We start from the raw sequence: 24,769 nt of genomic DNA on the forward strand, positions 1-24,769 counted from the left end.
TCACCACTTACTATTCACCTTTAACAGATTCACAGCTCATCCGGTGTGAAGGCCACCACGTCGTCTATCCGCCCCGCGTTGAGGAGCACCATGGCGAGCCGGTCAACGCCCAGGGCGATCCCTGCAGATGGGGGCATTGATGCAAGCTCACCAAGAAACGGTTCAGGGAGGGGATAAGCCTGCCGTCGCAACTCTTCCCGGTATGCGGTCTCCTGCTCGAATCTTCTGCGCTGTTCAATGGGGTCGTTCAGTTCCGAAAAGGCATTGGCCAGCTCCAGTCCACCGATGTAGAGTTCGAACCGTTCCGCCACGCTGTCGTCGTCGGCTTTCAGGCGCGCCAGGGCGCCGCGGGAGGCGGGATAGTCATGAATGAACGTGGGTCGCTCCATTCCCAGCTTCGGCTCGATTGACTCCACCATGATCTCGTCGAACCGGTCAAGGGCAAGAGCTTCCTCCATGGACGTTTCACTGTAGCGATCAAATGCCTCCTCCACCGTCAGCCGCTCCCATTCCCCCCCGACATCGGTGGTCATCCCTCGAAAAGTGATGGATGTCCCCCGCCCCGCGCCAGACACCAGAGTCCGGATCAGACCCTCGCAGTCGACCATGATATCAAGGTAATCGGAATTAGCCCGGTACCACTCCAGCATGGTAAATTCGGAGAGATGGTGACTGCCACGTTCTCCGGCACGCCAGCAGTGGCATATCTGGAACAACCGTTCATAGCCGGCCGCCAGCATGCGCTTCATGCAGAGTTCGGGCGATGTCTGGAGGAACCAATTGCCCGCCGGAATGGCATCGATGTGGGCTTCAGGAGCGGGTGCAGGAATGCGAAGGGGGGTCTCCACTTCGAGATACCCCCCTTCAATAAAGAACCGCCTGATTTCCTGGATAATGGTCGCCCTGGCGATGAGCGCGTTACGCCGGGCCGCCAGAGTCCAGTTGTCATCCATGGACTATCCTTTTACTCGCGTAGAATATTCCCCGGTCCGAGTATCGATGGTGATCAGTTCTCCCTCTTCGATGAAAGGGGGGACGCGCAACACGTAACCGGACTCGACCGTCGCCGGTTTGGAGTCGCTTCCCGAGGTGTCTCCCTTCGCCCACGGGTCGGTCTGGGTCACCCTCAGGTTCACGAAATTGGGGATCTCGACACCGATTGCCTTCTCCTTGAACAGGAGGATGCTGACCGGAAGGTTGTCGATCAGGTAGTTCTTGGCGTCTCCCATGGCAGCCTCGCTCACGTGTACCTGCTCGTAGGTCTGATTGTCCATGAAGCAGTAGTGGTCATCCTCCTTGTAGAGGTATTGCATCTTCCGCTCCTCAAGGCTGGCCGGTTCGAAGGTTTCGCCCGAACGGTAGGTCCTGTCCAGGATGACACCTGAGATCATGTTGCGCAGTTTGGTGCGGTAGAGGGCCTGCCCCTTGCCGGGCTTGGCGAAATCAAAGGCTATGACGAGGTAGGGGTCACCATCCAGGGTGACTTTCAATCCTTTTCTCAGGTCTGCAACGGTATACATTGGTGGTTGATCCTTTTGTCGAGAAATATAAACCCGTAATATTTACACTAAATACGCGCGTTTGTTAAGTAAAAAATGCGGCTGTCCGTGAAGTATGGCTTGGCTTTATTCCTGCGTCAAAGCTTCCCCATTTCCCGTTGATTTACGGGCAAATAGCAGTTGACAACCCTGATTGAACCCGGTTAGGATTAAGCAATTTTGAATTTCACGGAGCGCCTTTGATGCAGGCATTGGAGAAGATTCTCGTCATAGACGACAGCAAGGTAACCCAGATGCTGGTGAGGGATATCCTTGTCGGGAGCTACGAACTCACATTCAGGGAGGACGGCAGATCGGGAATCGTGGCGGTGAAGCAGGTCGTGCCGGATCTCATCCTGCTTGACGTGCGCCTGCCCGACATGGACGGATTCGCCGTCTGCCGGGAACTGAAGGACAATGAAACGACACGGGACATTCCGGTCATATTCATCACCACCATGGATGCGGAATCGGAGCGGGTCCGCGGATTCGACGCCGGTGCGGAAGATTACGTGGTGAAGCCGTTTTCGTTGCACGAACTGCTGGCAAGGGTCAAGGTCCATTTAGCTTCCCGCAAGGCGCGGCGGCAAGAGGTAGAACTTGAACGTCTGAACGTCTTTCGGGAGATGGCGGTTGCGCTCAGTCACGAGATAAACAATCCACTGACGACGGTTTTCGCCTATCTCCATCTTCTGCAGAAAGAAACATCCACATCATCCGAGTCAGTTCAGCAGGCACTTACGGGAATTCAGCAGGAGTTGGGGCGCATCCGGCTGATTACGGAGCGGATGGCCAAGGCCACCGAAGCGGTCACCACCAATTATCGCCACGATATCAGCATGATCGATCTGCACAACCTCTGACCAAAGGTCTACTGGATGACTGAACAGAAGGAACCCCATACCTTTACAATCACGACGGATGGCAGACATGCATCCCTGTGGAAGATTTTCATCTCGGTCATTGCGATCATCCTGTTTGCCGAAGCTGCAATCATGCTGGTTCTCCATCTTTTTTTCTCCTCGCTGCAACCTGCAGAGCAAGCATTCGTCGACGTTTTTCTCCTCACCATCATCCTCGTTCCCACCTTGTACTTTTTTGTCACTAAGCCTCTCCTCGGTGAAATGTTGGAGAGCCTGCGTGCAGAGCAGGAACTTTCAATAGCCTATCTGGAATTACAGGAACGGAAGACCTTTGTCGAATCGGTCCTGACCAACATGCAGAGCGGCATTCTCGTTACTGACCATGAATGCTTGATCAAGCTGGCTAACCCCTACGTCCTTGATTTCTTCAAATCAAGTCTGGAGGATATGATCGGTCGAAACCTGGCGGACATCGCTCCGGGCCTGTGCGATGCGGTCCGTACCGGTAGGGATGCGGGTGAGGTGCCGCTCCATTACGACATATCCGACATAATCGTAGGGTTCCGAAGGTTCGACCTTAAGTCTCCCGACAGAACAGTTACCGGACATATCGTTTCCTTCGTAGACCTTACTGAAATCATTACCATTCGCCGCAACTTGAGAATCAAGGAGCGGCTGGCGACTATGGGTGAGGTCGTGGCGCGGGTTGCCCACGAAATCCGTAATCCTCTCTTTGGGATGACCGCCGTCGGACAGATATTGTCAAAGGAGCTTGACCTGACTCCTCCCCAGAAAGAGTTGATGGACTCCCTCCTGAAAGAGGCGGGCAGACTCAATCGCATGGTGGACGACCTGCTCTTCTGCTCCCGGGAGCCGAAACTGAATCGGCAGCTGTTCCCGTTGAAACAGATGATCGAAGAAACACTCCTGATTAACGCACCATTTGCTGCCGATCGGGGAGTGACTATACGTTCAAACTTGACCGAGCAGCGGGTAATGGTGGATGGGGATCAGGAGAAAATCGAGCAGGTGCTTCTGAATGTTCTGAAAAATGCCATCGAGGCGACACCCGGGGGGGGCAGCGTCGACGTAACGCTCGTTGCCGATCGGAAGGGGACACAGATAGTGGTCTCCGACTCGGGAGTCGGGATTCCCGACGAAATCATGGAAAAGCTGTTCGACGTCTTTTTTACGACGAAGAAGCACGGCGCGGGACTGGGGCTGAGTATCAGCAGAACCATCATCGAGTCGCACAATGGTACCCTGACAGCCCACAACAATACTGAAAGAGGGGCAACGTTCATAATCGAGCTTCCCCTGCAGGGGAGGGCGGCATGAGAGCACTGGTTATAGATCGTGCCGACCGGACTCGTGTACAATTATGTGGTTTCCTGCGCGATCGGGGGTACGAGGTCGTTACTGCGGATACGGGCTCTGGGGGGATGAGGCTGGCAAAGGATTTTTCTCCCACGGTGGCCTTTGTTGACCAGCAGCTCCTCGACGCGGAGGGAGTGCGGCTCATCACGCCTTTGACCGATCAGGCCGCAGGGACGCGGGTCATGATGATGGCGGATAGTGTTGAACTGGACAAGGCGGTGCATGCCATGAAGCACGGCGCTGAGTATTATTTTGCCAAGCCTCTCGATCTCGATCAGGTGGGGATGATTCTTGACGGCGTCGAGGCACTGCAGCAGTCTTCACGTGAAACCGCACATGCCCAGCGACTGGACCGGCGAAGGGCGCACAGCACCCCCACCATCGGAGAATCGCCGCAAATAATCAGGGTACAGCGCCTCGTGAAACTTCTTGCCCAGAATCCCACGACGCCGGTACTCATCATGGGAGAATCGGGAAGCGGCAAAGAACTGGTCGCCAGATCGATCCATGAACTGAGCCAGGTTTCCGGACCGTTGGTGGAGATCAATTGTGCATCCCTGTCGGAGACCCTCCTGGAATCAGAACTGTTCGGCCATGAGAAGGGAGCCTTTACCGATGCAAAGACGCTGAAGAAAGGGCTCTTTGAAATCGCGGCCGATGGAACCATTTTTTTCGACGAACTGGGAGAAATGCCCCTTGCTATCCAGGCAAAACTCCTCAAAGTGCTCGATACCCAATTCTTCCGCCGTGTCGGCGGCGTAAACGACCTCAAGAGCAGTGCGCGATTCATGGCAGCCACGAACCGCGATCTTCCCCTGCTTGTCAGAGAAGGAAAGTTTCGGGAAGATCTCTACTACCGGATAAACGTGCTCCCGATCAAGTTGCCTTCCCTCCGTGAGCGGGGACGCGACATTCTTCTGTTGGCTGACTATTACGTTCGTCTCGTCGGGGACTCCATGGGAAGGAGCTACACGCGGCTTGACCCGGTTGTAGAGGATCTGCTGCTGGTATACATGTGGCCTGGCAACGTCCGTGAGTTGCGCAACGTCATCGAACGGGCTCTTATCCTTGCGGGGAGCGGTCCTATTGCTCCCGAACATCTCCCGTCCGATATCCGGGGATTGCACCCAGTTGAGAAATCTCCTGGTGAAACCGGTAACCTGCGCCCACTCTGCCAGGTCGAAGAAGAGTATATCAGGCAGGTTCTCCATGCCACCAACGACAATCATTCCCGTACCGCTTCCATACTCGGCATAAGTCGCTCAACCCTCCTCGCCAAGCTTAAAAAAATTTCTCCACTGTCCTGAATCTGCACATGTCCGAAAATCGGACAGCAGGGATTTTTTGCCAATGCTGCAATCGCAACTTCCCGCCGCGCTTTGTTTTCTGAAACTCCTTCAACCAGCATCTCTTGCCCGCACGCTCCCGTAAACTGTACGAAATCCGTACAGCATGTTGGACGCATCATATGCGCTACTGCATAACAAGTCGAATCTATTAGACATAGTTGAATGATTGATATTTGGCATGTTGTGTGCTTTTTCGTTAACGTATTTTATTTTTCATTAAGGGGGAGCATCGATAATCATGAAAAAAATTCTCATCGTTGACGACGAACAATCCATACTTCTCAGCCTTTCCTATGCGTTGAAGACTGAAGGAGTGGAAGTCATAACCTGCAACGAGATAGAACAGGCCGAAGAGGCGCTGGCAAACACCCATTTCGACCTTGTCATCGCCGATATCCGGATGTCGGGTGTGAACGGCATCGAGGGGCTTGAATTGCTGAAGTTCATAAAAGACCGGTATTCTACCGAAGTGATTATCATGACCGGCTATGGCACTGCCGAGATCGAGTCCCTTGCCTATGAGCGCGGGGCGTTGCATTTTTTCAGAAAGCCCGTGGATATTCAGGACCTCCTGTCAAAAGTCGAGGGAATCGGTATCCCGATTAAACATTGATTGCGGATTGAATACTATCAATAGCAAGTGAGGAATATATGCTCAAAAAAGTTCTTGTGGTTGATGATTCGGCCCTTATCCATCAAATGTACCGCCTGGTACTGTCACGGTACGCGTGCGAGATTGCCGATGCGATGAACGGGCAGGAGGCGCTGGATGAACTCGCACGACAGGACGATATTCAGCTTATTCTGCTCGACATCAACATGCCGGTCATGAACGGAGTACAGTTTCTCGAGAAAGCCACCGCTCTCGGGATTCAGCGTCGACTTCCCATAATCGTCATCAGCACCGAAGGGAAGGAGGACGATACCATTCGTGCCCTCAAGCTGGGTGCTAAGGGGTATCTCAAGAAACCGTTTTCACCTCCGGACCTCTACACGTTGATCGAACAAATCATCCCGGGCGCCGTGCCTGCGCAGACATCCAAAGCATAGTTGGGGGATACGTTGGAGACTATTGATATATCTATTTTGCTCGAAGAGTACCTGGAAGATGCGTCAACCCATCTGGAGGCCGTGGAAGCAGGGCTTCTGGAGCTTGAGCGGCGCGGTGGCGAGTCTCCCGACCGATCGATCACGACCCTGCTCCTCGGCAATCTCCATACCCTGAAGGGGAATTCGGGGATGATCGGGCTCACGCCGGTGCAGCAGTACGTTCATAAGCTGGAAAGCGTGCTCAAGACGGTTTCGGAGCGTACTACGCCGCTGCCGGCTTCGTTCTTCGAGATCTTCTACGGTGCCATCAACCTGTTGCGGGAGACCCTGCGCCGGCTTTCCGCCAATCCCCGGGAGCAGCTGGATTTTACCGATGAAATCATGGTGCTTGATTACGCTCTTGCCGGCGATGATGCCGAGTCAAGTTCTGCGCCACTTCCTGCCGTGAAAAAGGATGATTTCGCGTATATCACACAGAAGTCCACCACCCTGCGGGTAAATTTCGAAAAGCTCGATGAGTTGCTGAACCTGGTAGGGGAACTGGTGATTCACCGGACCGCCCTGCTCACGCTGGAGAAACGGGTAAGAGAAACGGTACAGGACCGTCAGCTCCTTGAATCCTTCACCGAGGCGAGCCAGATGATCGGCAAGAGCGCCGGCGACCTGCGCGAGGCGATTATGAAAGCGCGGATGCTGCCGGTCAAGGTGGTTTTCCAGCGCTTTACCCGCCTGGTGCGCGACCTTTCCCTACAGCATGGCAAGGAGATCAAGCTCGAGTTCGAGGGCGAAGGGACTGAACTGGACAAGACCGTCATCGACGAGATCGGCGAACCGCTTCTCCACCTGATCCGCAACGCAGTGGACCACGGCATCGAAAAGCCGTCGGCACGGCGCAAACAGAAGAAACCTGCCGCCGGTACCATCCACCTGTCGGCACGGCACGAGAGCAGCCATATCATCATCGCCGTCAAGGACGACGGGGGCGGGATCGATGCGGACAAGGTGCGGAAGCAGGCGTTGAACAAGGGGCTGATCGACAGTGAACAGGCCAGTTCCATGGATGATTACGATGCCATGCAACTGCTCTTTCTCCCCGGGTTTTCCACCAGTAAGGAAGTGACCGAAACCTCCGGCCGGGGGATCGGTCTCGACGTGGTCAAGAACACGGTCAACTCCTTCAACGGGCTGATCGATATCGACAGCACGCCGGGAAAGGGGACTACCTTCACCATCAAGCTCCCCCTGACCCTGGCCATCATCAACGCCCTCATGATCGAGGTGGCAGGGGAAACCTTTGCCATTCCGCTTTCCGGTGTCCTGGAGAGCATCAAGATTGCTAACGACGAAATACATCAGGTGTCCGACGGCGAGATCATCCAATTGCGGGAGAGGCTCTTGCCGGTTATTCGTCTCGATCGTTTCTTCGGTCTTGGGCGAACCAGGAGCGAGGTTGAAGAGTATGTAGTGGTGGTCGGCACCGGCGAAAAGCGGGGTGGCCTGGTGGTGGACCGGCTCATCGGTCAGCAGGAAGTGGTCATCAAGGGGATGGACGAATATCTGGGAGAACTGCCGGGCATTTCCGGGGGAACCGTCCTGGGTGACGGCCGGGTGGCCCTGATACTCGATATCGCATCACTCATAGTGAAAACCAGGAGAGGAGGAACACATGCCGGAGAATAGCGAGATAACACTCCCCCAATCGGGGCTGGCGGAGGATATCCTGTCCCAGTTCGTGGGAAAGGCCCAGCAGGAACTGGATGCAACCGCCACAGCTGTTGCGGCGCAGCAGGAGGAACAACTCCATCACCTGGTCACCTTCAGCCTGGGGCGCGAGGAGTACGGGGTCGATATCAGCAGCGTCCAGGAAATTATCCGGGCGACGGACATAACACCGGTTCCCGGTGCACCCGTCCATGTGCGGGGAGTTATCAACCTGCGGGGAAAGATCATCCCGGTGGTGGACCTGCGGAGCCGGTTCCGGATGGCGGCTGGGGAGACTACGGATGCCCAGCGGATCATCGTCATCGAGCTGAAGGGGAAGCGCCTCGGGATGCTGGTGGATGCGGTCTCCCAGGTGATCAAGATATCATCGGCCATTATCGAAGAGATACCGGAGGAGGCGATCACCCTGGACCAGAACTACATCAAAGGTGTCGGGAAGCTGGAGGGACGGCTGATCATCATTCTCGACCTGAACCGGGCACTTCTGCTGACTGACGGGAATTAACCTGTTGATACCTAATATTGCAGGATTGAAAAAGGAGACACAGTGCCATGCTTAAGAACATGAAAATCGGTGGACGGTTGACATTCGGGTTTGCCTTGATGCTTCTGCTCATGCTCGTGGTGGGTGGGGCGGGGTTCTGGGGGGTCAGGACCAGCACGGAGAAGACAATCGACATTCTCAGGGGGGATGCCTCCATATCCGAGCATGCCGCACGGGCCCGGGCCAATGTCGTCGGGCTCAGGCGCTACGAGAAGGATATGTATCTCAATATCACCCAGCCGGATAAGGTGGCAGAATACGACAAGAAGTGGCGGGAACAGCTCGAGCATCTGAATACCCGTATGGCAGATCTCGATAAAATTGTCGTACTTCCTAAGGAAAAGGAAACGATGAAAGCGATGAAAGCCGATATCGCGGATTATGTAAAAGGGTTTGATAAGACTCACGATGAAATCCTTGCTGGCCGCATAAAGACCCCCGAGGAGGCGAACAAGGCGATCACCCAGTACAAGGACGAGATGCACCGCCTGGAAGCAGCAGTCAAAGACATGTCCGATGAAGCCAACAAGCGGATGGATGACACCGAGCCACACTTCAGGGCGCTGGCTGCGCGTACATTTACTATACTCACCGTCTGCATCGTTGTGGCCATAATTCTCTGCGTTATCCTCGGCGTGGTCATCACGCGGAGTATTACAACGCCGGTCAATACGGCCTTGGGAGTCGCCAACAAAATTGCTGATGGCGATCTGACCGTCACCATAGAGGCCACTACCCGCGATGAGGTGGGACAGCTGCTGGCCGCCATGGACAAGATGGCGGACAGTCTGCGGAGCATGATCGGGCGGATACGTTCCACGTCGGACCAGGTGGCATCGGCGGCGAACGAGATATCCAGCGGTTCCGTCCAGTTGAATCGTGCCGCGCACAGCCAGGCGTCGGCTGCGGAGGAAACATCGGCGACCATGGTGCAGATGGCGGCCTCCATCCAGACCGTGGCGGCCAACGCCGATTCCCTAGCCTCCAACGTGGACGAGGTTTCCTCGTCGGTGCAGGAACTGGGAGCCTCCAGTGAGCAGGTATCCAAGAGTGCCGAAGTGATGGCGTCGTCGGTTGCCGAGACCTCGGCCACCATCGAGCAGATGACGGTCTCCATCGACCGGGTGGCCCAGAGCGCCGAAGAACTGGCGTCGTCCGTATCCGAGACCTCCTCCACCATTGAGCAGATGACCGTCTCCATCGACCAGGTGGCGGGGAACACCCAGGAACTGCAGCAGGTGGCGACCGACACAGCAGCAACCGTCGAGCAGCTGGCCATCTCCATCCGGGAATCGGCCAAGAACATAGAGTCGGCGGACGATGTGGCCAAGGCTGCGGCCAAGGAAGGCTCGGCGGGTCAGGAAGCGGTGCAGCAGGCGCTGGCGGCCATGGAGCGGGTGGGAAGCGTCATCGACAAGACCGCCGCCTCCATCGCCAACCTGGGGAAACGCTCCGAGGAGATCGGCAGCATCGTCAAGGTGATCAACGAGATTGCCGACCAGACGAACCTCCTGGCGCTGAACGCGGCCATCGAGGCGGCGCGGGCGGGGGATGCGGGCCGGGGCTTTGCTGTGGTCGCGGAAGAGGTAAGAAAGCTGGCGGAGCGGAGCGTCAACGCCACCAAGGAGATCGGCGAAGTAATCAAGCAGGTCCAGGCCGACACCGGGGACTCGGTGAAGTACGGCGAACTGGCGGCCCAGGAAGCCCGTTCCTCCATGGAACTGTCCGGTGCGGCGGGGAACGCGTTGGCGAATATCGTCAAGAGCATCGAGCAGACGAGCAATCTCATGTCCGAGATATCCCTGATGACCAATGAACAAGCCAACGCCTCCGGGCAGGTGCTGAAGTCGGTGGAGCGGATGACCCAGGCGACGGCCCAGGTGGCCAATGCGGCACGTGAACAGGCCCAGGGCGGGAAGCAGATCCGGATCGCCGTGGAGCGGATGAACACTGTCACCCAGGAAGTGACGGGAGCGACCAGGGAACAGACGTTAGGGAGCAAGCAGATTCGGATAGCGGTGGAGAACATGAACAACGTGACCCAGCAGGTAAGCATCGCCACTAAGGAGCAGGCGTTATCGGCGCGGCAGATCGTGGAGGCGGTCAACAGCATGAACAGCATGACCATGTCGGTAGCCAATGCGACTGCAGAACAGAAGAAGGGTGGGGAGATGGTGGTACAGGCGGTGGAGACCATCAGCGACAGTTCCCGGGAAAACCTCTCGTCGGTGGAACAGCTTTCCCGTTCGGCCCAAAACCTGTCCCAGCAGGCGATCGACCTGGCCGGCATGGTGGCGGAGTTCAAGGTGGCATGACGCCAAAGGAGGAAATACAGTTTCTTTGCTGAGCAGTGGAATCCCGCATTAATTGGTAATGTGATTCAATCGGTTATTCCTTACAGAAAGGAATTGATATGAAAACGAGAATCATGAACTGGTCGCTCGGAAAGAAACTGGTCGTTGCCGAAGCCTTGCTGGTACTTGTTTTACTCAGTATATTCTCCACCTATATCGGCACGTATACTGGCAATATGCTGGAGAAAAATGCAATCACCGATCTCAAGCGCCAGGTGAATCTAGTTAAAAGCATGCTTGAAGTGTATGACCACAGTGTCACCCAAAGTACGGAAAAATTTGCAAACGTATTCACGTCCTATTTCCCCGAGAGGTTTCAGCTTGACACCCGCCGTACAGTGAAAATAGGAACGGTAGATACCCCGGTGCTGCTGCATGGCACCAGCGTACTCAATATGGATTTTGATACGATAGACCGTTTTACGAAGATGACCGGCGCGGTAGCGACGGTGTTTGCGAAAACAGGTGACGACTTCGTTCGGATCACCACGTCGGTAAAAAAGCAGGATGGTTCGCGGGCGATAGGAACCATGCTCGGCAAGAACCATCCTGCCTATGGTTTTGTCATGAAAGGGGAAAGTTACCTCGGCCGCGCCAATCTCTTTGGCCGGGACTATTCGACAAAATATGTGCCGATCAAGGATGGCGGCGGCATGATCATCGGACTGCTGTTCGTCGGCATGGATACGACAGATGCATTGAAATTCATGAAAGAACAGATCAAGGAGATCAAGATCGGCAAGACCGGCTATATCTACGCCTTGAATGCCGACCAGGGTGAACAGCAGGGGACGCTGGTTATTCACCCGTTTGAAGAGGGGAAAAACATCCTCGACTCCAAGGCCGCGGATGGGCGCGAATTCATCAAGGAGATTCTCAAGAACCGTGAAGGAGTGACCCATTACTACTGGCAGAACAAGGGGGAGTCGACCCCACGTGAAAAGATGGTGGTATACACGGCGTTTGATGACTGGAAAATGGTGATTGCAGCGGGCGCTTACGAGGAAGAGCTATCTGCGGATGTGCGCACGTTGTATGTCGTCCTCTTTGCCGCGACCATTCTTATCATCTTGATCATGATAGGGATTTTGAATTATGCCGCAACTCGCATGGTTATCAAGCCTCTCCGGAGTGCGGTTGACTTTGCAAGCATGGTGGCAGGGGGTGACCTCACTAATTCCATTCAAGTGCAGAGTAACGATGAAATAGGGACGCTCAGCAATGCCCTTAATCAGATGGTCGTCAGTCTGCGGAGCATGATCGGCCGGATACGCTCCACGTCTGACCAGGTGGCATCGGCGGCCAACGAGATATCCGGCGGTTCTGAGCAACTGAACCGTGCAGCCAGCAGCCAGGCGTCGGCTGCGGAGGAAACATCGGCGACCATGGTGCAGATGGCGGCCTCCATCCAGACCGTGGCAGCCAACGCAGACTCCCTGGCCTCCAACGTGGACGAGGTTTCCTCGTCGGTGCAGGAACTGGGGGCGTCCAGCGAGCAGGTATCCAAGAGTGCCGAAGTGATGGCGTCGTCGGTTGCCGAGACCTCGGCCACCATCGAGCAGATGACGGTTTCCATCGACCGGGTGGCCCAGAGCGCCGAAGAGCTGGCGTCGTCCGTATCCGAGACCTCCTCCACCATCGAGCAGATGACCGTCTCCATCGACCAGGTGGCGGGGAACACCCAGGAACTGCAGCAGGTGGCGACCGACACGGCGGCTATCATCGAACAGCTGGCCGTTTCCATCCGGGAGTCGGCCAAGAACGTTACCGCTGCGGATGATGTGGCCAAGGCTGCGGCCAAGGAAGGCTCGGCGGGACAGGAGGCGGTGCAGCAGGCGCTGATGGCCATGGAACGCGTGGGGAACGTCATCGAGAAGACGGCCGCCTCCATCGCCAACCTGGGGAAACGCTCCGAGGAGATCGGCAGCATCGTCAAGGTGATCAACGAGATTGCTGACCAGACGAACCTCCTGGCGCTGAACGCGGCCATCGAGGCGGCGCGGGCTGGAGACGCGGGCCGGGGTTTTGCGGTAGTCGCGGAAGAGGTAAGAAAGCTGGCGGAGCGGAGCGTCAACGCAACCAAGGAGATCGGCGAGGTAATCAAGCAGGTCCAGGCCGACACCGGCGACTCGGTGAAGTACGGCGAACTGGCGGCCCAGGAAGCCCGTTCCTCCATGGAGCTGTCCGGCGTGGCGGGTAACGCCCTGGCGAACATCGTCAAGAGCATAGAAAAGACGAGCACTCTCATGTCCGACATATCCCTGATGACGGGTGAACAGGCCAACGCCTCCGGGCAGGTGCTGAAGTCGGTGGAGCGAATGACCCTGTCCACGGCCCAGGTGGCCAATGCGGCACGTGAGCAGGCCCAGGGCGGGAAGCAGATCCGGATTGCCGTGGAGCGGATGAACACCGTCACCCAGGAGGTAACGGGAGCGACCCGAGAGCAAGCCCAGGGGAGCAAGCAGATCCGGATTGCGGTGGAGAACATGAACAACGTGACCCAGCAGGTGAACATCGCCACCCGGGAGCAGGCGCTGTCGGCGCGGCAGATCGTGGAGGCGATCAACAGCATGAACGCCATGACCCTGACGGTGGCCAACGCCACGGCGGAGCAGAAGAAGGGCGGGGAGATGGTGGTGCAGGCGGTGGAAAGCATCAGCGACAGCTCCCGGGAAAACCTGGCCTCGGTGGAACAGCTTTCCCGTTCGGCCCAGAACCTGTCCCAGCAGGCAGTCGACCTGGCCGGCATGGTCGCCGAGTTCAAGGTGGCATGATACAATCTCCCGATGGTAACACTCCATCGGGAGATATCTAAAGATGTACCCAAAAAGGTAGCCCATGGCTGATGCAGTATTCGATGAAATTCGGCAGTATGTACAGGAGAGAACCCGTCTCTGTTTCTCCGGACACAAGCGTAGCCTGCTGGGAAGCAAGCTGCAGCAGCGTGTGGATGCACTTGCGTTGCCGGACATGTCAGCATACAGGGACATCCTGCTCAACTCCCACTCCGAGGAAGTAGTGCTCCTCGACCTAATCACCACTAACGAAACCTGCTTCTTTCGCAACCCGCGCCAGTTCGACTATCTGCGCGACCATATCCTGCCGGCTCTCGAAGAGGAGAGGGGGAGTGCCAGTTTCCGCCGGTTTGCAACGGGCGAGCAACCGGGGCAGTTGAACGACATGCGGCTCCGGATCCTCAGTGCCGGGTGCTCCACGGGTGAAGAGCCATATACCGTTGCCATGACGGTTCTTGAAGGGCTGCGCTATCCCCGGGCGTGGGAAATCGACATCGTGGCCGGTGACCTGAGCGAAAGCTGCCTTGAAATCGCCAGGCGCGGCTCCTACGAGACTGCCCGCCTGAAGGGAATCCCTAAGATGTTGCAAAAAAAATATATGGATGCTTCCGATGACGGAGCTACCTTCAGGGAGGATGTCAGGCGGCTTATCAGATTCATGCACCTCAATCTCAACGATGTCATGCAAAGTGATGGTGGAGGCGATACGCTTCCAGCGGGCGCCTTTGATATTGTCCTCTGTCGAAATGTCATGATATATTTTTCATCGGCCTGTCAGCAGCAATTGGTAAATTCTCTGTATCGTATCATTGCCCCCGGCGGATACCTGCTCACCGGTGATGCAGAGCCGCTCCATCTGTTCAGGCATGACTTCACGCCGGTTCGTGAAGCCGGTTGCCTAATTTATCGAAAAACGGGGTCCAACGCGCATGACCAAGCTGTCTGATCGGTTCCGTTCCAACGTTGCAATCCTGGAGGGTCGGCCGGTGATCGAACTCCTCCTCCTCGTCGGAGACGAATCGAAGGGGTGCAAACAGGAAGCTCTCGACATGCTCCTGCTCCGTGATTTCGATACCATCTATCCCACACTGGAACATGGCGTCCGGAACAATGCTCTTGCCGACCTGCGTAACGGAGCCATGGAAGTGCTGGTTCATTTCGGCCGGCAATCAGTCCCCCGGCTCGTTGAGCTGCTGCATGACAAGGACGAAGAAGTCCGCAATTTCAGCACGGTCATGCTGGGTGACATTGCCAGCCGGGATGCTGTAGAGCCTCTTATCGCCGCACTCAATGACCCCGATGCCAATGTTCGGCATGGCGCTGCCGAAGCGCTCGGGAGAATCGGCGACCGTTCGGCCCTGCTGCCGCTGCTCAAGCTTCTCAGGGAAGACTTCTGGCAACAGTATCCCGCTTTGGCCGCCATCCGCGAAATGCGTGACAATCGGGCAGTTCCCTACCTGTTGCCGCTGGTGAACGACGAAATGCTGGGTGAACCGGCCATTGAGGCGCTGGCAACCATAGGAGACCCTCGGGCAGTGCCATCCCTTGTTGCTCTCCTTACGACAGCGTCGTCTTTACGATCCGCAGCGGCTGTACGGGCCATTTATTCCATCTGTACCGGTGAAGCGGAAAGGGGAGCGGGTGCTTTCACGTTGCACCAGTCGCTGGAGCCGGTGACAGTTGTGGAGAAACTGCGCCAACTTGCCGGAGCTGAAGATGAGGCGACTGCAACAGCGGCGCGAGCCCTCCTGGATTTACGCGATGGGATTCATAACCCACCGGCCGACAGTTCGATCTCTGCGGGTGCGATCGTCGGTGGTGAGCAAGGTGTCGGCCCAGGCATCGTGAATAACGTACAAGTACAGGCCTCCCTTGCGGATTTGGACTCAGGGGTACCTCTCGAAGTGGTGCTGAATCGGGCTCACTCCGCTGGCGCGAGTCTTGAGCAGGCAATTATCGATGCATTGGGTCGGAAAGGGACAAGCGATGCTGTCGAGGCCCTACTTGCTTTGCTGGAAAGGTTCGATAACCCGCGACATGTGGAATTCGCCATTGTACATGCGCTTGCGGCGGCAACGCCCTGCGGTCACATTGCCGGAAATGGCCTTAGACCATTTGCAAATCACCCGGACCCTGACATGCGCCGCCTTACCCTGCAGGCGTTGACCAGCCTCGACCCTGGCGAGGCGCTCCCAGCGGTTTTCCGTGCGGTTAACGATCCCCACTGGAGCGTAAGGATTGAAGCGCTGAAATTGCTGACGGGTATTGGTGGTGATGAAGCCGTGGATTGTTTGCTGGCAGCACTTGTCGATACTGACGTTCTTGTACGCAAAAACGCTGTTGCCGGACTGGGGAAACTGGGGAGCATGAAAGCCGTCGTCCCTCTGGTGAATTTGCTGTGCGACAAGGAAGTCGGTCGCGGGGCGTTCGATGCCCTCCTGGCACTCGGGGAAACGGCATTGCCTGAACTTCACGCTTATGCAGGAAAAGGTTCGCTGGAGGTGCGCGAACGGGTCATTGACCTCGTCGGCAGATATGGTTCGAAATCAAGCATACCCGTTTTGGGCGAACTAGCGAACGATTCCCATCCCGCCATAAGGCTTGCCGTAATCCACGCATTCTGGAACTGCCACGATTCGTCGGTTTTGCCCGTACTTTCCCGTCTGCACGACAACGATCCAGATCCGGATGTGCGTCATGCTGCAATGGTCGTCAAATCGGGGCTTGACCGGGAAACGGAACGGTAATGACACTTCCTACCAAGAGTGCCATGAATCCGGAGGAATTCCGGCTTATCCAGGAGTTCGTCAATGAACGCTTCGGCCTGGTCCTGGACGAAAACAAGGCGGGCTCTCTGGCGATTAAACTCGCGCCCCGTCTCGATGATTTGCACCTTGGCACCATTGCCGATTATTATTATCACCTGAAGTTCTCCCCCGATAACAGGACGGAGCATCTCAATTTCATCTCGTTGCTGACGAACAATGAAACCTACTTTTTCCGGGAGGACGCACAACTCAAGGTCTTTTCCGACTCCATACTTTCCTTTCTGAAAGAAAACAGAATGCGGCAAAAGGACCGGCGCATACGGATTGTTTCAGCCGGATGTTCCAGCGGGGAAGAGGCCTATACCCTGGCCATGCTGCTCCTGGAGTCGGGGCAGTTCGTCTGGGAGTGGGATGTGCAGATTGTCGGTATAGATATCGACCCGGCTGTCATTGCCAAGGCCGAGGCGGGGCTCTATGGCGGTCGGGCTCTTTCCGTAACTCCACCCCAACTGCTGGAGCGCTATTTCAGAAAAGAGGGTGACTGCTATCGTGTCAAGGAAGTGCTGCAGCGCATAACCAGTTTCCGTCAGGGGAATCTCCTCGAATTCGGGGACCACTTTGCCGAAGATTCCCTCGACATCATCTTCTGCCGCAATGTTATCATCTATTTCAATGACAGCACCGTGCAAAAAACGGTCGAGGGTTTCGCCCGGGCACTCCGCCCCGATGGGTATCTTTTTCTCGGTCACTCCGAATCACTGGCCAGAATCACTAAGATTTACGAACCGCTTCGCTTCCCCGGAGCCGTTATCTACAAAATGAGGGACAGATGAACTCTTCCAGAGAGCAACAAAAAATCCAGGTACTGGTCGTCGATGACTCGGCCTTTGTCAGGCGGGCGCTCATAAGGATGCTCGATAATCACCCTCTCATCCAGATTGTCGATGTCGCGTCCGACGGAGAAATGGCCATCAGACTGGTTAAGAAGCTCCGCCCTGACGTAGTGACTCTCGACATAAGGATGCCGATACTGGACGGTTTATCGGCCCTGGAACGGATCATGGCGGAATGCCCGACGCCGGTGATCATGCTCAGTTCCCTGACGGAAAAAGGAGGAGAGAACACCCTGAGAGCCCTTGAACTTGGGGCGGTCGATTTCATCGACAAGTCGGCGGCTGGCGGTCCCATGGATATAACGGGGATCACCAACGAGCTTGTCGCCAAAATAATGGTTGCCGCGAAGGTCGAGTTGCGCAAGTTGCAAGCGTCCCCGCGGGAAATCCGGTCTGAGCGCTCTAGCCGTCCACATGTCGCCTCGGCCGGGACGGAACTCGTCCTCATAGGCACTTCTACCGGTGGTCCCCCCGCGCTACAGCAGGTTTTGACCGCTCTTCCCGCCGGGTTTCCCTGTCCCATACTCATCGTCCAGCATATGCCGGTGGGATTTACTGCCTCGCTTGCGGAAAGGCTCGATAGACTCTGTGCCCTCAACGTGAAGGAAGCGGAGAATGGTGAATCTCTCGTGAGGGGTACCGCCTACCTTGCACCGGCAGGCCAGCACCTCAAGGTGACCAGGGAGGGTGGCGTGTTACGGGCAAAGCTTGACCTGGAGCCCAAGGGGGCTCTCCACAGGCCGTCGGTCGACACATTGCTGGAAACGGCTGCTGCAGCCTGTGGCGAAAAATGCCTGGCTGCGGTTCTCACGGGGATGGGAAGAGATGGAGCGGTCGGCGCTGCCGCGCTGGCCGGGGTAGGGGGGCGGATTGTGGTGGAATCGGAGGAATCGGCCATCGTGTTCGGTATGCCGAAGGCTGTACTGGAAACGGTGAAATCGGCCACCGTAGTGCCATTGCACAAGGTGGCAATGACGTTGATGGATATGGTGTGAGGGAGTTGCCTGGACAAATGCCCAACGCGCCTTTCGTCGTTGGGCACCGTAAGCCGGTGGGGTTGGCGGGTTATTTTACGCGATAGGTGATGCGCCCTCTCGACAAGTCGTAGGGTGAAAGTTCAACGGTGACCTTGTCACCGGGAAGGATCTTGATGAAGTATTTTCGCATCTTGCCGGAAATGTGGGCCAGCACGATGTGATCGTTTTCAAGTTTTACCCGGAACATGGCATTGGGAAGGGGCTCTATGACCGTTCCTTCAACTTCAATAGCTTCTTCTTTACTCATTTATAGTGCTCCTCGCGTGATAGTGTGTCCGTAAAGTCCTCTCAAACTTCGCCACTCTACAAGTATTCGGATAAAATTGCAAGCCGGAATTAATCTGCAAGAGCTGTGTTTTCCGGGGAAAAACCCTTTACAAGCAGAGGCAAACCGTATTATTTTCCACGGACATTCAGTGGAAAGGACGTGGTTTCATGACTGAACTCCTCAGGAGTATCCCCCTTGCCAACGGTCTTACCGTCTACGTATTCGATCACACCCGTCACTATTATGGCGATTTCTACAAGGTTGGGCTGGAATTTTCCTGTACCGTGCAACTTCTTGACGCATACTTTACCGATCGGCAGGCATTTGACGATGCACGCCGCATCCTGGGAGATGCGGTGTCTTATCGTCGCGACGTCGAGCAGATGGGCGTACCAGCCAGCGAAATAGAGCACGTCAGGGAAAAACTTATCAATAACTTCATCGGCCATTCTCTTCCCTATTTCGCCGCCCCTGAGTTTCCTAAAAAACTTGTGGTTGGCGAATTGAGAAAATCCCAGCGAAAGGGAACACGACTCGCAATCCCTCCCTCAAAAGCCGATGCGTGAGGCGTTACTTGCCATCGAGAAATTGACCTTCGGAGGAGCCGGACTCGGCCGGCTGGACGGCCAGGCCTGCTTCGTGCCGTTCACGGCCCCTGGAGACGAAGCGCGTATCAGGATAACCAAGGCGAAACGCTCCTACCTCGAAGGCGAGGTTCTCGAACTGCTTCAGCCATCCACCCTCAGGGCACCACCACCCTGCCCGGTTTTCGGCTCGTGCGGCGGTTGCAACTGGCAGCACCTGGAATACCCTGCCCAGATTGCTGCCAAGGGGGACATTTTTGCCGATCTCCTCTGGAGGGGGGGGAAGGTGGAGCGTGGCGTGATCCTGCCGGCGCTCGCAGCGCCAAATCCCTATGGGTATCGCTCCCGGGTACAACTCAAGCTGCGACTTGCGGCAGGCACATTACACATGGGCTTCTACCGTGGTGGCACCCACTACGTCGTTGCCATTCCCGGGAAATGCGCCATTGCCGATCCCGTCATCAACCGCCTCATCACCGAACTGCGCCTGCTCCTGCGGGAATTTCCGTCAGCCGACAGGCTCCCACAGATCGACATTGCAGTAGGCGACGATGGCTTGGCAATTCTTATTTTCCACTTCATAGGCGACCATCCTGCCGAACTCCATGATTTCCTCGTTCAACGACTGTCCATGCTCCCGTCAGCCGCAGGCATCTTTCTCCAGTCAGGCAGAAAATCGACCCTTACTCGTGTGGCAGGGATCGAAAAGCTCTCCTACAGGGTTCCGTCCGGGTTTTTGCCGGACCTCCCGGAGACGGTTCTGTCGTTCAGTAGGGGAGGTTTTTCCCAGGTAAATTACCGTCAGAACCTGGCACTCCTTTCCACCGTGGCGGCATGGCTCGCGCCGAGCGGTACGGAGCGGTTGCTGGATATTTACTGTGGCAACGGCAACTTTTCCCTTCCCCTTGCCCGTTACGTGTCCAGTGTTGTCGGCATCGAGGAATATGAACCCTCCATTGACGACGCGCGCTGGAATGCCTTGGCCAACGGGATCGACAATGCCCTATTTCGATGCCAGGCGGCCATGGCCGGTATCCAGGCCCTGGTTGCTGCCGGTGAATCCTTTGACCTCGTACTGCTTGACCCACCCCGGTCCGGTGCGGCCGACATAATTGCCCATTTGCACGCGTTGTCTCCCCGTGCCATAGCCTACGTCTCCTGCGACCCTGCGACCCTTGCCAGGGATATTGGTCTCCTGCGTGCCCACGGTTATACCGTCACGAAGAGCCGGCCCATCGATATGTTTCCCCAGACGTATCATATAGAAAGTGTTACATTGTTCGAGCCGTGCACGAAATAGCACAATAGTGCTGCAATGCATTGGCAGAAAGGTGGTGCGAAATGTTTGGCAGGTTTTTCAAGAGGGATTATCGATACTATATTAGCGAGGGTGAAAAGTACCTGGCTGCCGAACACTACGCCGATGCTCGCACCGCTTTTAACGAGGCCCTTGCTAAAATGGGCGGTGAGACTGTGGATAATGCCGCGCTGATAGCGGACGTCAAAAGTAAAATTGCCCTGGCGGGAAACAGATTGGGGTTTGTTAATCTGGCTGAGGCGGAACACGCCATCCAGAGCGGCAATATGGTCAAAGCACATGAACACATTCAGCTGGTCATGCATCTGGCAGAAGACGTAACCGCTAGGGAAAAGGCTGAAATATTACTCCAGCATATGACGGTGAACAGCCCGGCTGCCATTGTCGCCGAAACTTCTCCAGGGTGTGCCAGTTGCAATGGCATTTCTCATAAAACAGTTGAAAATAGCGATGTTAGCGAAGAACACCTTTCGCCGGCAGACAGATTTTTTCTGGCGGTACAGACGCTCCCCGGAGAGTTGCATCAGCGATATATGGTTTTGGGAGAGAAATTTGCATGCGCATACCTGTCCGCACACGGAGAGAACGATGACAGTGCGTTAAGCCTGTTTCAGGAACTCAATGAAGCAGGTGAAAACGATATTTATCACTATGAAATTTCTCTTATCCATTATCGGCAGGGAGATTTAGCACGCTGCGAGTTGCATCTGCAGCGTGCTCTGGAGTTGAACGGGACAAATCCTCTCTGCTGGTTGGCGCTGGCTCAGCTCTATGTGGATGCCGGACGCTTTCAGGAAGCACTGGGGGTACTGGACCATATGGTGCTGGAAGGGTTCCTGTCTGACCAGGCGCGAACCCTGCAAGGTGATGTCTATCAGAGTATGGGAGCAGTCGATAGATCCATCGACTGTTATACCGAACTCCTGGCATCGCCGGGTACGGCACGAATTGCGGCGGAAAGGCTGGTGCCGCTTCTGGAAAGTCAGGGGCGCAGCGACGAGGCTGAGTTCCTGTTCAAGAAATATCTGAAGGGCTGCTGCTGAAAAACGAGACCGATCCGCGTGATACGGTCCCGCCTCAGTTCACGGACCGGTCACGCAGGGAGATTCCTGGTGCCGGTGGAGATACTACCGGGAGGGTATATGAATAAGTCTGAACTCATCGAGGCGCTGGCGGTTAAGAAGAACATTTCTTTCAAAAAAGCGGAAGAAATAATCAACACCATATTCGATTCGATGTCGTCTGCCATGCTGGCGGATGAACGGATCGAAATCCGTGGATTTGGCAGTTTTGTCGTCAAGGAATACAAGGCCTATACGGGGAGAAACCCGAAAACCGGTGAAGCCATTGCCGTAAGCCCCAAAAAACTGCCGTTTTTCAAGGTTGGTAAGGAACTGAAAGAAAGGGTTGCCGAATAACTTAAATATCAATCAATGTGCATCCCGTCGATTCATCATAAAACGTTTCTCCAACGTGTGCGGTTAATTAAAATTAGTGTGCTAAAACTCCTTGAACTCTCCTTCGCAATCTGCTAACAGTAAGCAGAAAACATCTAGGCAGATCGACAACTTCATGAAAAAAATTCTTTTTATTAGCATAGGTGCGGTTCTCTTGTCCGCATCGTGTGCGTTTGCCAACCCCACGCAAAGTGGCGTGTCCGGCTTAATCACCGTACCGTCAGCCGACACACTCGATTCCGGCAACCTGTGCATCGGGTTGTGGGGAGACCTGAGCAAGAATAAGGATTCTGGCAAGCACGCCGTGGTCATGCCAGCCGCCTTGACTCTTGGTATCGGCTCGTTCTGGGAGGTCTACGGTTCATATCCCAATCTTCTGTTCAACGATCAACAGGAGTTGGCAAACAAGGGAACCGCCAACCTGGGGACCAAGCTTCGTCTCTACGGTAAGCGGAACGCGAATTTCAAAGTGGCAACCGATTTCTTCGCCATGCGTCACGTATCGGACGATCCTGTCATTAACGGAGTCACGGACGTCGGGGGAAGGTTGATCGCATCGTTCATCACTTCGCGGTTTGCCGTACACGGTTATGGCGGTTATCTTTCGCCGGGCAGTCAACCGGGAAAAACATCTGATAATCAGATTCTTTTCGGAGGGGGCATCGAGTTTTCCCCCACGTCCAGGACCAAGCTCACCGTGGAACTGACCGGCAGCCAGAACAGTAAATCGGGCACCTCCTCGAAAGACGCCCCCGTAGAGGGTCTGGTCGGTTTCCAGTATTACGTTTCACCCCATCTTACCTTCAATGCCGGTGCTGGATCGCGGGTCAATTCAGTGGGTCCGGACTGGCGCGCTATCGTCGGTTTCACAACCTGTCAGGGTGTTGGCACCTATATAAAGCCGGTGCCTCGCCTGGTGCAGGAACCAGAGGCAAAACCCCTGGAAACGGCGAAGGTGGCCAAAATCGCGCCCATTTCTTCACTGCTACTGAAATCCACGGCCGTGACGCCGGTTAGCAAACTCGAATTACCCGTCGATCCCGACCGCGAAGAGATTGTGATCAAGCCGTTTGGTCAGGTAGTGATTCCCCCGCAGCCCCAACGAGCACAAGCATCACTACCCGTCATGCCCGTATTGCAGACCATGCCGGTTCTAACCCAGCAGGTTCCCGTTTCTCCGCGCAAGGAGGAAGTGCGCGTCACACCCCAGGAAGTTGTCACGACGAACAGCGATCAGGTGGAAGGGCAAACCCCCCTTCTAGCCGTAGAGGTCAGGGGAGAGAAAGTCGAGGTCCTTTCCGGTGGTACGCCGAAGCTTCCGGAAACCGTGAATGTCTATCGTAAATTCCGGTTCCCCGATGTCATGTTCGAATTTGGACAGATGGACCTGTCCGACGAGGTGAAGAGGTCTCTCTCCGAGGTTGCGGAGCAGATCCGCGCCGACAAAAAGACAGCATATGTCAGGATTGACGGCCACACCGACAGTGTTGGCTCCGACAAGTACAATATGGACCTTTCTCTTAAGCGCGCCATTGCCGTGGCAAACTATCTGATTACCCGGGAAGGAATTGACCCCAGAATGTTGTTCGTCAAGGGGATGGGGAAGACAAAGCTCCTCGCCGACAACGTGACCACGGAAGGGCGCCGGATCAACCGCCGCTTTGAAATACTGTTTCTGGTTCCCAAGGGAAAATGATGCAACGGGTACTTGTTCCGGTTGTTATTGGCCTCATGACGTGCCCCACTGTTGTCCGGTCTGAAGACCGTGGCGTCATGACGGATTGTCGGCCGGTAGGGACGGTGCGTGTAACAACAGCCAAGGGGCTCGATGTAAGAGCCAAAAAAGCGCTGGATGCCATGGCACCAAAACTCCGAACAGTTGGCAAGGATAGACTGCTCCGCATTGAAGGCCACGATGGTACCGACAGAAACGCGGAAGAGTCACTCTCCAACTCGCTCATGCTTGCCAAGAACGTGCAGATATATCTGGCTTCCCGGCATACTATCGACCTCGATGTCTACCTTGCCACCGCTGCCGATTCGGACAAGGGACGGACTGTCCGCATATATGTCTGCCCGAAGCAGTTCGTTGAGGAAAATCTCGATCTGCCACGAAATATCACCGACAGCAAACGTGATTTCGACTCATCAGTCTCTGCTAAGTGAGGGGCTTACTCTCCGGGAGGTCACAAAAAATGAAAATTTCCGCTTTTTTCATGGGAATGATAGTGGCGACGATTCTGGGTGGGTGCTCCTCCTTGAAGGTCCTTCCCGAGCAGGCAGGGGCGGGAGTCATAAACACCGCTGAAAACTCCCAGGCTATTGACAAGGATGGAGTGTTGATCACGGTAAAAGCATCCGACGTCGATCTGCGCAACTATAATTTGGAGGGGACGGTATCGGCATTTTCGGTGCTTATCGACAACCGTACCGACCACGAAGTGAGTTTCGGGAATGACTCGTTCGTTCTTCTGGACAATGATAACCGCCAGTATCTCCCCCTTACCCCCGAGAAAGTCAAGGAAATCCTCTCCAAAGATTCCTACTACCTGATTCCCTATCCCTATGTGGGCTTCTACTACCTGGAAGACTACGAGAAATCCTCGTCCTACAATACATTTAACTCCAGTGCTCCCTATTTCTACGATCTCTATCCCCAGGATATCTACACCAAGGCTTTGAGCGGTGAGTCCATCATTCCGAAAGCCAAGGTGGCCGGCCTCGTCTACTTCAAGATCGATCTCTCCACTGTTCAGGGTGTAAAACTGCTCGTGTTCAAGAAGGGGACCTCCCGTTCAGCCGTACCCGATTTCACGTTTCCGTTCAAAATCAGCAAGTAATCTGGGAGAGTT

The 24,769-nt window shown here is 55.5% G+C and carries 23 protein-coding genes; 20 read left to right on the forward strand and 3 right to left on the reverse strand.

The genetic code is table 11. The features are described from left to right. Positions 1 to 29 precede the first annotated feature (29 nt). Complete coding sequence (gene epmA / locus LDN04_RS12260) at positions 30 to 953, reverse strand: EF-P lysine aminoacylase EpmA (protein WP_223910878.1); 924 nt, start codon at positions 951 to 953, stop codon at positions 30 to 32. Positions 954 to 956: 3 nt separating this feature from the next. Continuing rightward, complete coding sequence (efp, locus tag LDN04_RS12265; RefSeq protein ID WP_223910880.1) at positions 957 to 1,520, reverse strand: elongation factor P; 564 nt, start codon at positions 1,518 to 1,520, stop codon at positions 957 to 959. 221 nt (positions 1,521 to 1,741) lie between these two features. Here efp and LDN04_RS12270 point away from each other — a divergent pair, with 221 nt between their 5' ends. The 13 genes from LDN04_RS12270 (at position 1,742) to LDN04_RS12330 (ending at position 18,248) form a co-directional block, all read left to right on the forward strand. After that, a complete protein-coding gene (locus LDN04_RS12270; RefSeq protein WP_223910883.1) occupies positions 1,742 to 2,401 on the forward strand; it encodes a response regulator in 660 nt (219 codons plus the stop codon). A gap of 15 nt (positions 2,402 to 2,416) precedes the next feature. Beyond that, positions 2,417 to 3,739, forward strand: a complete 1,323-nt coding sequence (locus LDN04_RS12275; protein ID WP_223910886.1) for a PAS domain-containing sensor histidine kinase — start codon at positions 2,417 to 2,419, stop codon at positions 3,737 to 3,739. Continuing rightward, positions 3,736 to 5,085, forward strand: coding sequence for a sigma-54 dependent transcriptional regulator (locus tag LDN04_RS12280; RefSeq protein WP_223910888.1), 1,350 nt, complete (start codon positions 3,736 to 3,738; stop codon positions 5,083 to 5,085). The genes LDN04_RS12275 and LDN04_RS12280 overlap by 4 nt, the downstream gene beginning before the upstream one ends. A 280-nt stretch (positions 5,086 to 5,365) precedes the next feature. Next, positions 5,366 to 5,740 (forward strand): response regulator, encoded by a 375-nt coding sequence (locus LDN04_RS12285; protein ID WP_223910891.1) that lies wholly within the window; start codon positions 5,366 to 5,368, stop codon positions 5,738 to 5,740. A gap of 38 nt (positions 5,741 to 5,778) precedes the next feature. Then, positions 5,779 to 6,177: a response regulator gene (locus LDN04_RS12290; RefSeq protein ID WP_223910894.1), complete on the forward strand. Its 399-nt coding sequence runs from the start codon at positions 5,779 to 5,781 to the stop codon at positions 6,175 to 6,177. A 12-nt stretch (positions 6,178 to 6,189) separates the two neighbouring features. Continuing rightward, positions 6,190 to 7,857, forward strand: coding sequence for a chemotaxis protein CheA (locus LDN04_RS12295; protein WP_223910897.1), 1,668 nt, complete (start codon positions 6,190 to 6,192; stop codon positions 7,855 to 7,857). Beyond that, the gene (locus tag LDN04_RS12300) at positions 7,844 to 8,404 is read left to right on the forward strand and encodes a chemotaxis protein CheW (protein ID WP_223910900.1); all 561 of its coding nucleotides are present in this window, start codon (positions 7,844 to 7,846) and stop codon (positions 8,402 to 8,404) included. The genes LDN04_RS12295 and LDN04_RS12300 overlap by 14 nt, the downstream gene beginning before the upstream one ends. Before the next feature lie 47 nt (positions 8,405 to 8,451). Continuing rightward, positions 8,452 to 10,758 carry a methyl-accepting chemotaxis protein gene (locus LDN04_RS12305; protein WP_223910903.1) on the forward strand — a complete coding sequence of 769 codons (2,307 nt, stop codon included), beginning with the start codon at positions 8,452 to 8,454 and terminating at the stop codon, positions 10,756 to 10,758. Between the two features lie 98 nt (positions 10,759 to 10,856). Then, the gene (locus LDN04_RS12310) at positions 10,857 to 13,571 is read left to right on the forward strand and encodes a Cache 3/Cache 2 fusion domain-containing protein (protein ID WP_223910906.1); all 2,715 of its coding nucleotides are present in this window, start codon (positions 10,857 to 10,859) and stop codon (positions 13,569 to 13,571) included. 64 nt (positions 13,572 to 13,635) lie between these two features. Then, positions 13,636 to 14,538, forward strand: a complete 903-nt coding sequence (locus LDN04_RS12315) for a protein-glutamate O-methyltransferase CheR (protein ID WP_223910909.1) — start codon at positions 13,636 to 13,638, stop codon at positions 14,536 to 14,538. Beyond that, complete coding sequence (locus tag LDN04_RS12320) at positions 14,522 to 16,339, forward strand: HEAT repeat domain-containing protein (protein ID WP_223910911.1); 1,818 nt, start codon at positions 14,522 to 14,524, stop codon at positions 16,337 to 16,339. Before LDN04_RS12315 ends, LDN04_RS12320 begins: the two co-directional genes overlap by 17 nt. Further along, complete coding sequence (locus LDN04_RS12325; RefSeq protein WP_223910913.1) at positions 16,339 to 17,193, forward strand: protein-glutamate O-methyltransferase CheR; 855 nt, start codon at positions 16,339 to 16,341, stop codon at positions 17,191 to 17,193. The genes LDN04_RS12320 and LDN04_RS12325 overlap by 1 nt, the downstream gene beginning before the upstream one ends. After that, positions 17,190 to 18,248, forward strand: a complete 1,059-nt coding sequence (locus LDN04_RS12330; RefSeq protein ID WP_223910916.1) for a chemotaxis response regulator protein-glutamate methylesterase — start codon at positions 17,190 to 17,192, stop codon at positions 18,246 to 18,248. Before LDN04_RS12325 ends, LDN04_RS12330 begins: the two co-directional genes overlap by 4 nt. A gap of 70 nt (positions 18,249 to 18,318) precedes the next feature. Here the strand turns inward: LDN04_RS12330 and infA are convergent, their stop codons facing one another. After that, complete coding sequence (gene infA / locus LDN04_RS12335; RefSeq protein WP_041974344.1) at positions 18,319 to 18,537, reverse strand: translation initiation factor IF-1; 219 nt, start codon at positions 18,535 to 18,537, stop codon at positions 18,319 to 18,321. A 188-nt stretch (positions 18,538 to 18,725) separates the two neighbouring features. Between infA and LDN04_RS12340 the strand changes: the two genes are divergently transcribed. The 7 genes from LDN04_RS12340 (at position 18,726) to LDN04_RS12370 (ending at position 24,757) form a co-directional block, all read left to right on the forward strand. After that, on the forward strand, positions 18,726 to 19,124 hold the full coding sequence (locus LDN04_RS12340; RefSeq protein WP_223910920.1) for a hypothetical protein: 399 nt from the start codon (positions 18,726 to 18,728) through the stop codon (positions 19,122 to 19,124). Further along, entirely contained in the window at positions 19,117 to 20,442 is a 1,326-nt protein-coding gene (gene rlmD / locus LDN04_RS12345) for a 23S rRNA (uracil(1939)-C(5))-methyltransferase RlmD (RefSeq protein ID WP_223910923.1), read from the forward strand. Before LDN04_RS12340 ends, rlmD begins: the two co-directional genes overlap by 8 nt. Before the next feature lie 41 nt (positions 20,443 to 20,483). Next, positions 20,484 to 21,503, forward strand: coding sequence for a lipopolysaccharide assembly protein LapB (locus tag LDN04_RS12350; RefSeq protein WP_223910926.1), 1,020 nt, complete (start codon positions 20,484 to 20,486; stop codon positions 21,501 to 21,503). A 99-nt stretch (positions 21,504 to 21,602) separates the two neighbouring features. Next, positions 21,603 to 21,878: an HU family DNA-binding protein gene (locus LDN04_RS12355; RefSeq protein WP_223910929.1), complete on the forward strand. Its 276-nt coding sequence runs from the start codon at positions 21,603 to 21,605 to the stop codon at positions 21,876 to 21,878. Between the two features lie 154 nt (positions 21,879 to 22,032). After that, on the forward strand, positions 22,033 to 23,613 hold the full coding sequence (locus LDN04_RS12360) for an OmpA family protein (RefSeq protein WP_223910932.1): 1,581 nt from the start codon (positions 22,033 to 22,035) through the stop codon (positions 23,611 to 23,613). A 104-nt stretch (positions 23,614 to 23,717) separates the two neighbouring features. Continuing rightward, the gene (locus tag LDN04_RS12365; RefSeq protein ID WP_223910935.1) at positions 23,718 to 24,083 is read left to right on the forward strand and encodes a hypothetical protein; all 366 of its coding nucleotides are present in this window, start codon (positions 23,718 to 23,720) and stop codon (positions 24,081 to 24,083) included. A gap of 29 nt (positions 24,084 to 24,112) precedes the next feature. Next, positions 24,113 to 24,757 carry a hypothetical protein gene (locus tag LDN04_RS12370; RefSeq protein WP_223910938.1) on the forward strand — a complete coding sequence of 215 codons (645 nt, stop codon included), beginning with the start codon at positions 24,113 to 24,115 and terminating at the stop codon, positions 24,755 to 24,757. Positions 24,758 to 24,769 lie beyond the last annotated feature (12 nt).

The sequence above is a fragment of the Geobacter sp. AOG1 genome (genome assembly GCF_019972315.1).
In the GTDB taxonomy this organism is placed as follows: domain Bacteria; phylum Desulfobacterota; class Desulfuromonadia; order Geobacterales; family Geobacteraceae; genus Geomobilimonas.

Excerpts from the sequence above, each read along its gene's own strand:
- LDN04_RS12360 (WP_223910932.1), top strand. The coding sequence starts at position 22,033 with ATGAAAAAAATTCTTTTTATTAGCATAGGTGCGGTTCTCTTGTCCGCA.
- LDN04_RS12310 (WP_223910906.1), top strand. The coding sequence starts at position 10,857 with ATGAAAACGAGAATCATGAACTGGTCGCTCGGAAAGAAACTGGTCGTT.
- LDN04_RS12305 (WP_223910903.1), top strand. The coding sequence starts at position 8,452 with ATGCTTAAGAACATGAAAATCGGTGGACGGTTGACATTCGGGTTTGCC.
- LDN04_RS12355 (WP_223910929.1), top strand. The coding sequence starts at position 21,603 with ATGAATAAGTCTGAACTCATCGAGGCGCTGGCGGTTAAGAAGAACATT.
- LDN04_RS12350 (WP_223910926.1), top strand. The coding sequence starts at position 20,484 with ATGTTTGGCAGGTTTTTCAAGAGGGATTATCGATACTATATTAGCGAG.
- epmA (WP_223910878.1), bottom strand. The coding sequence starts at position 953 with ATGGATGACAACTGGACTCTGGCGGCCCGGCGTAACGCGCTCATCGCC.
- rlmD (WP_223910923.1), top strand. The coding sequence starts at position 19,117 with ATGCGTGAGGCGTTACTTGCCATCGAGAAATTGACCTTCGGAGGAGCC.
- LDN04_RS12290 (WP_223910894.1), top strand. The coding sequence starts at position 5,779 with ATGCTCAAAAAAGTTCTTGTGGTTGATGATTCGGCCCTTATCCATCAA.
- LDN04_RS12340 (WP_223910920.1), top strand. The coding sequence starts at position 18,726 with ATGACTGAACTCCTCAGGAGTATCCCCCTTGCCAACGGTCTTACCGTC.
- LDN04_RS12270 (WP_223910883.1), top strand. The coding sequence starts at position 1,742 with ATGCAGGCATTGGAGAAGATTCTCGTCATAGACGACAGCAAGGTAACC.
- LDN04_RS12370 (WP_223910938.1), top strand. The coding sequence starts at position 24,113 with ATGAAAATTTCCGCTTTTTTCATGGGAATGATAGTGGCGACGATTCTG.
- LDN04_RS12325 (WP_223910913.1), top strand. The coding sequence starts at position 16,339 with ATGACACTTCCTACCAAGAGTGCCATGAATCCGGAGGAATTCCGGCTT.
- LDN04_RS12280 (WP_223910888.1), top strand. The coding sequence starts at position 3,736 with ATGAGAGCACTGGTTATAGATCGTGCCGACCGGACTCGTGTACAATTA.
- LDN04_RS12300 (WP_223910900.1), top strand. The coding sequence starts at position 7,844 with ATGCCGGAGAATAGCGAGATAACACTCCCCCAATCGGGGCTGGCGGAG.
- infA (WP_041974344.1), bottom strand. The coding sequence starts at position 18,537 with ATGAGTAAAGAAGAAGCTATTGAAGTTGAAGGAACGGTCATAGAGCCC.
- LDN04_RS12320 (WP_223910911.1), top strand. The coding sequence starts at position 14,522 with ATGACCAAGCTGTCTGATCGGTTCCGTTCCAACGTTGCAATCCTGGAG.
- LDN04_RS12275 (WP_223910886.1), top strand. The coding sequence starts at position 2,417 with ATGACTGAACAGAAGGAACCCCATACCTTTACAATCACGACGGATGGC.
- efp (WP_223910880.1), bottom strand. The coding sequence starts at position 1,520 with ATGTATACCGTTGCAGACCTGAGAAAAGGATTGAAAGTCACCCTGGAT.
- LDN04_RS12315 (WP_223910909.1), top strand. The coding sequence starts at position 13,636 with ATGGCTGATGCAGTATTCGATGAAATTCGGCAGTATGTACAGGAGAGA.
- LDN04_RS12285 (WP_223910891.1), top strand. The coding sequence starts at position 5,366 with ATGAAAAAAATTCTCATCGTTGACGACGAACAATCCATACTTCTCAGC.
- LDN04_RS12330 (WP_223910916.1), top strand. The coding sequence starts at position 17,190 with ATGAACTCTTCCAGAGAGCAACAAAAAATCCAGGTACTGGTCGTCGAT.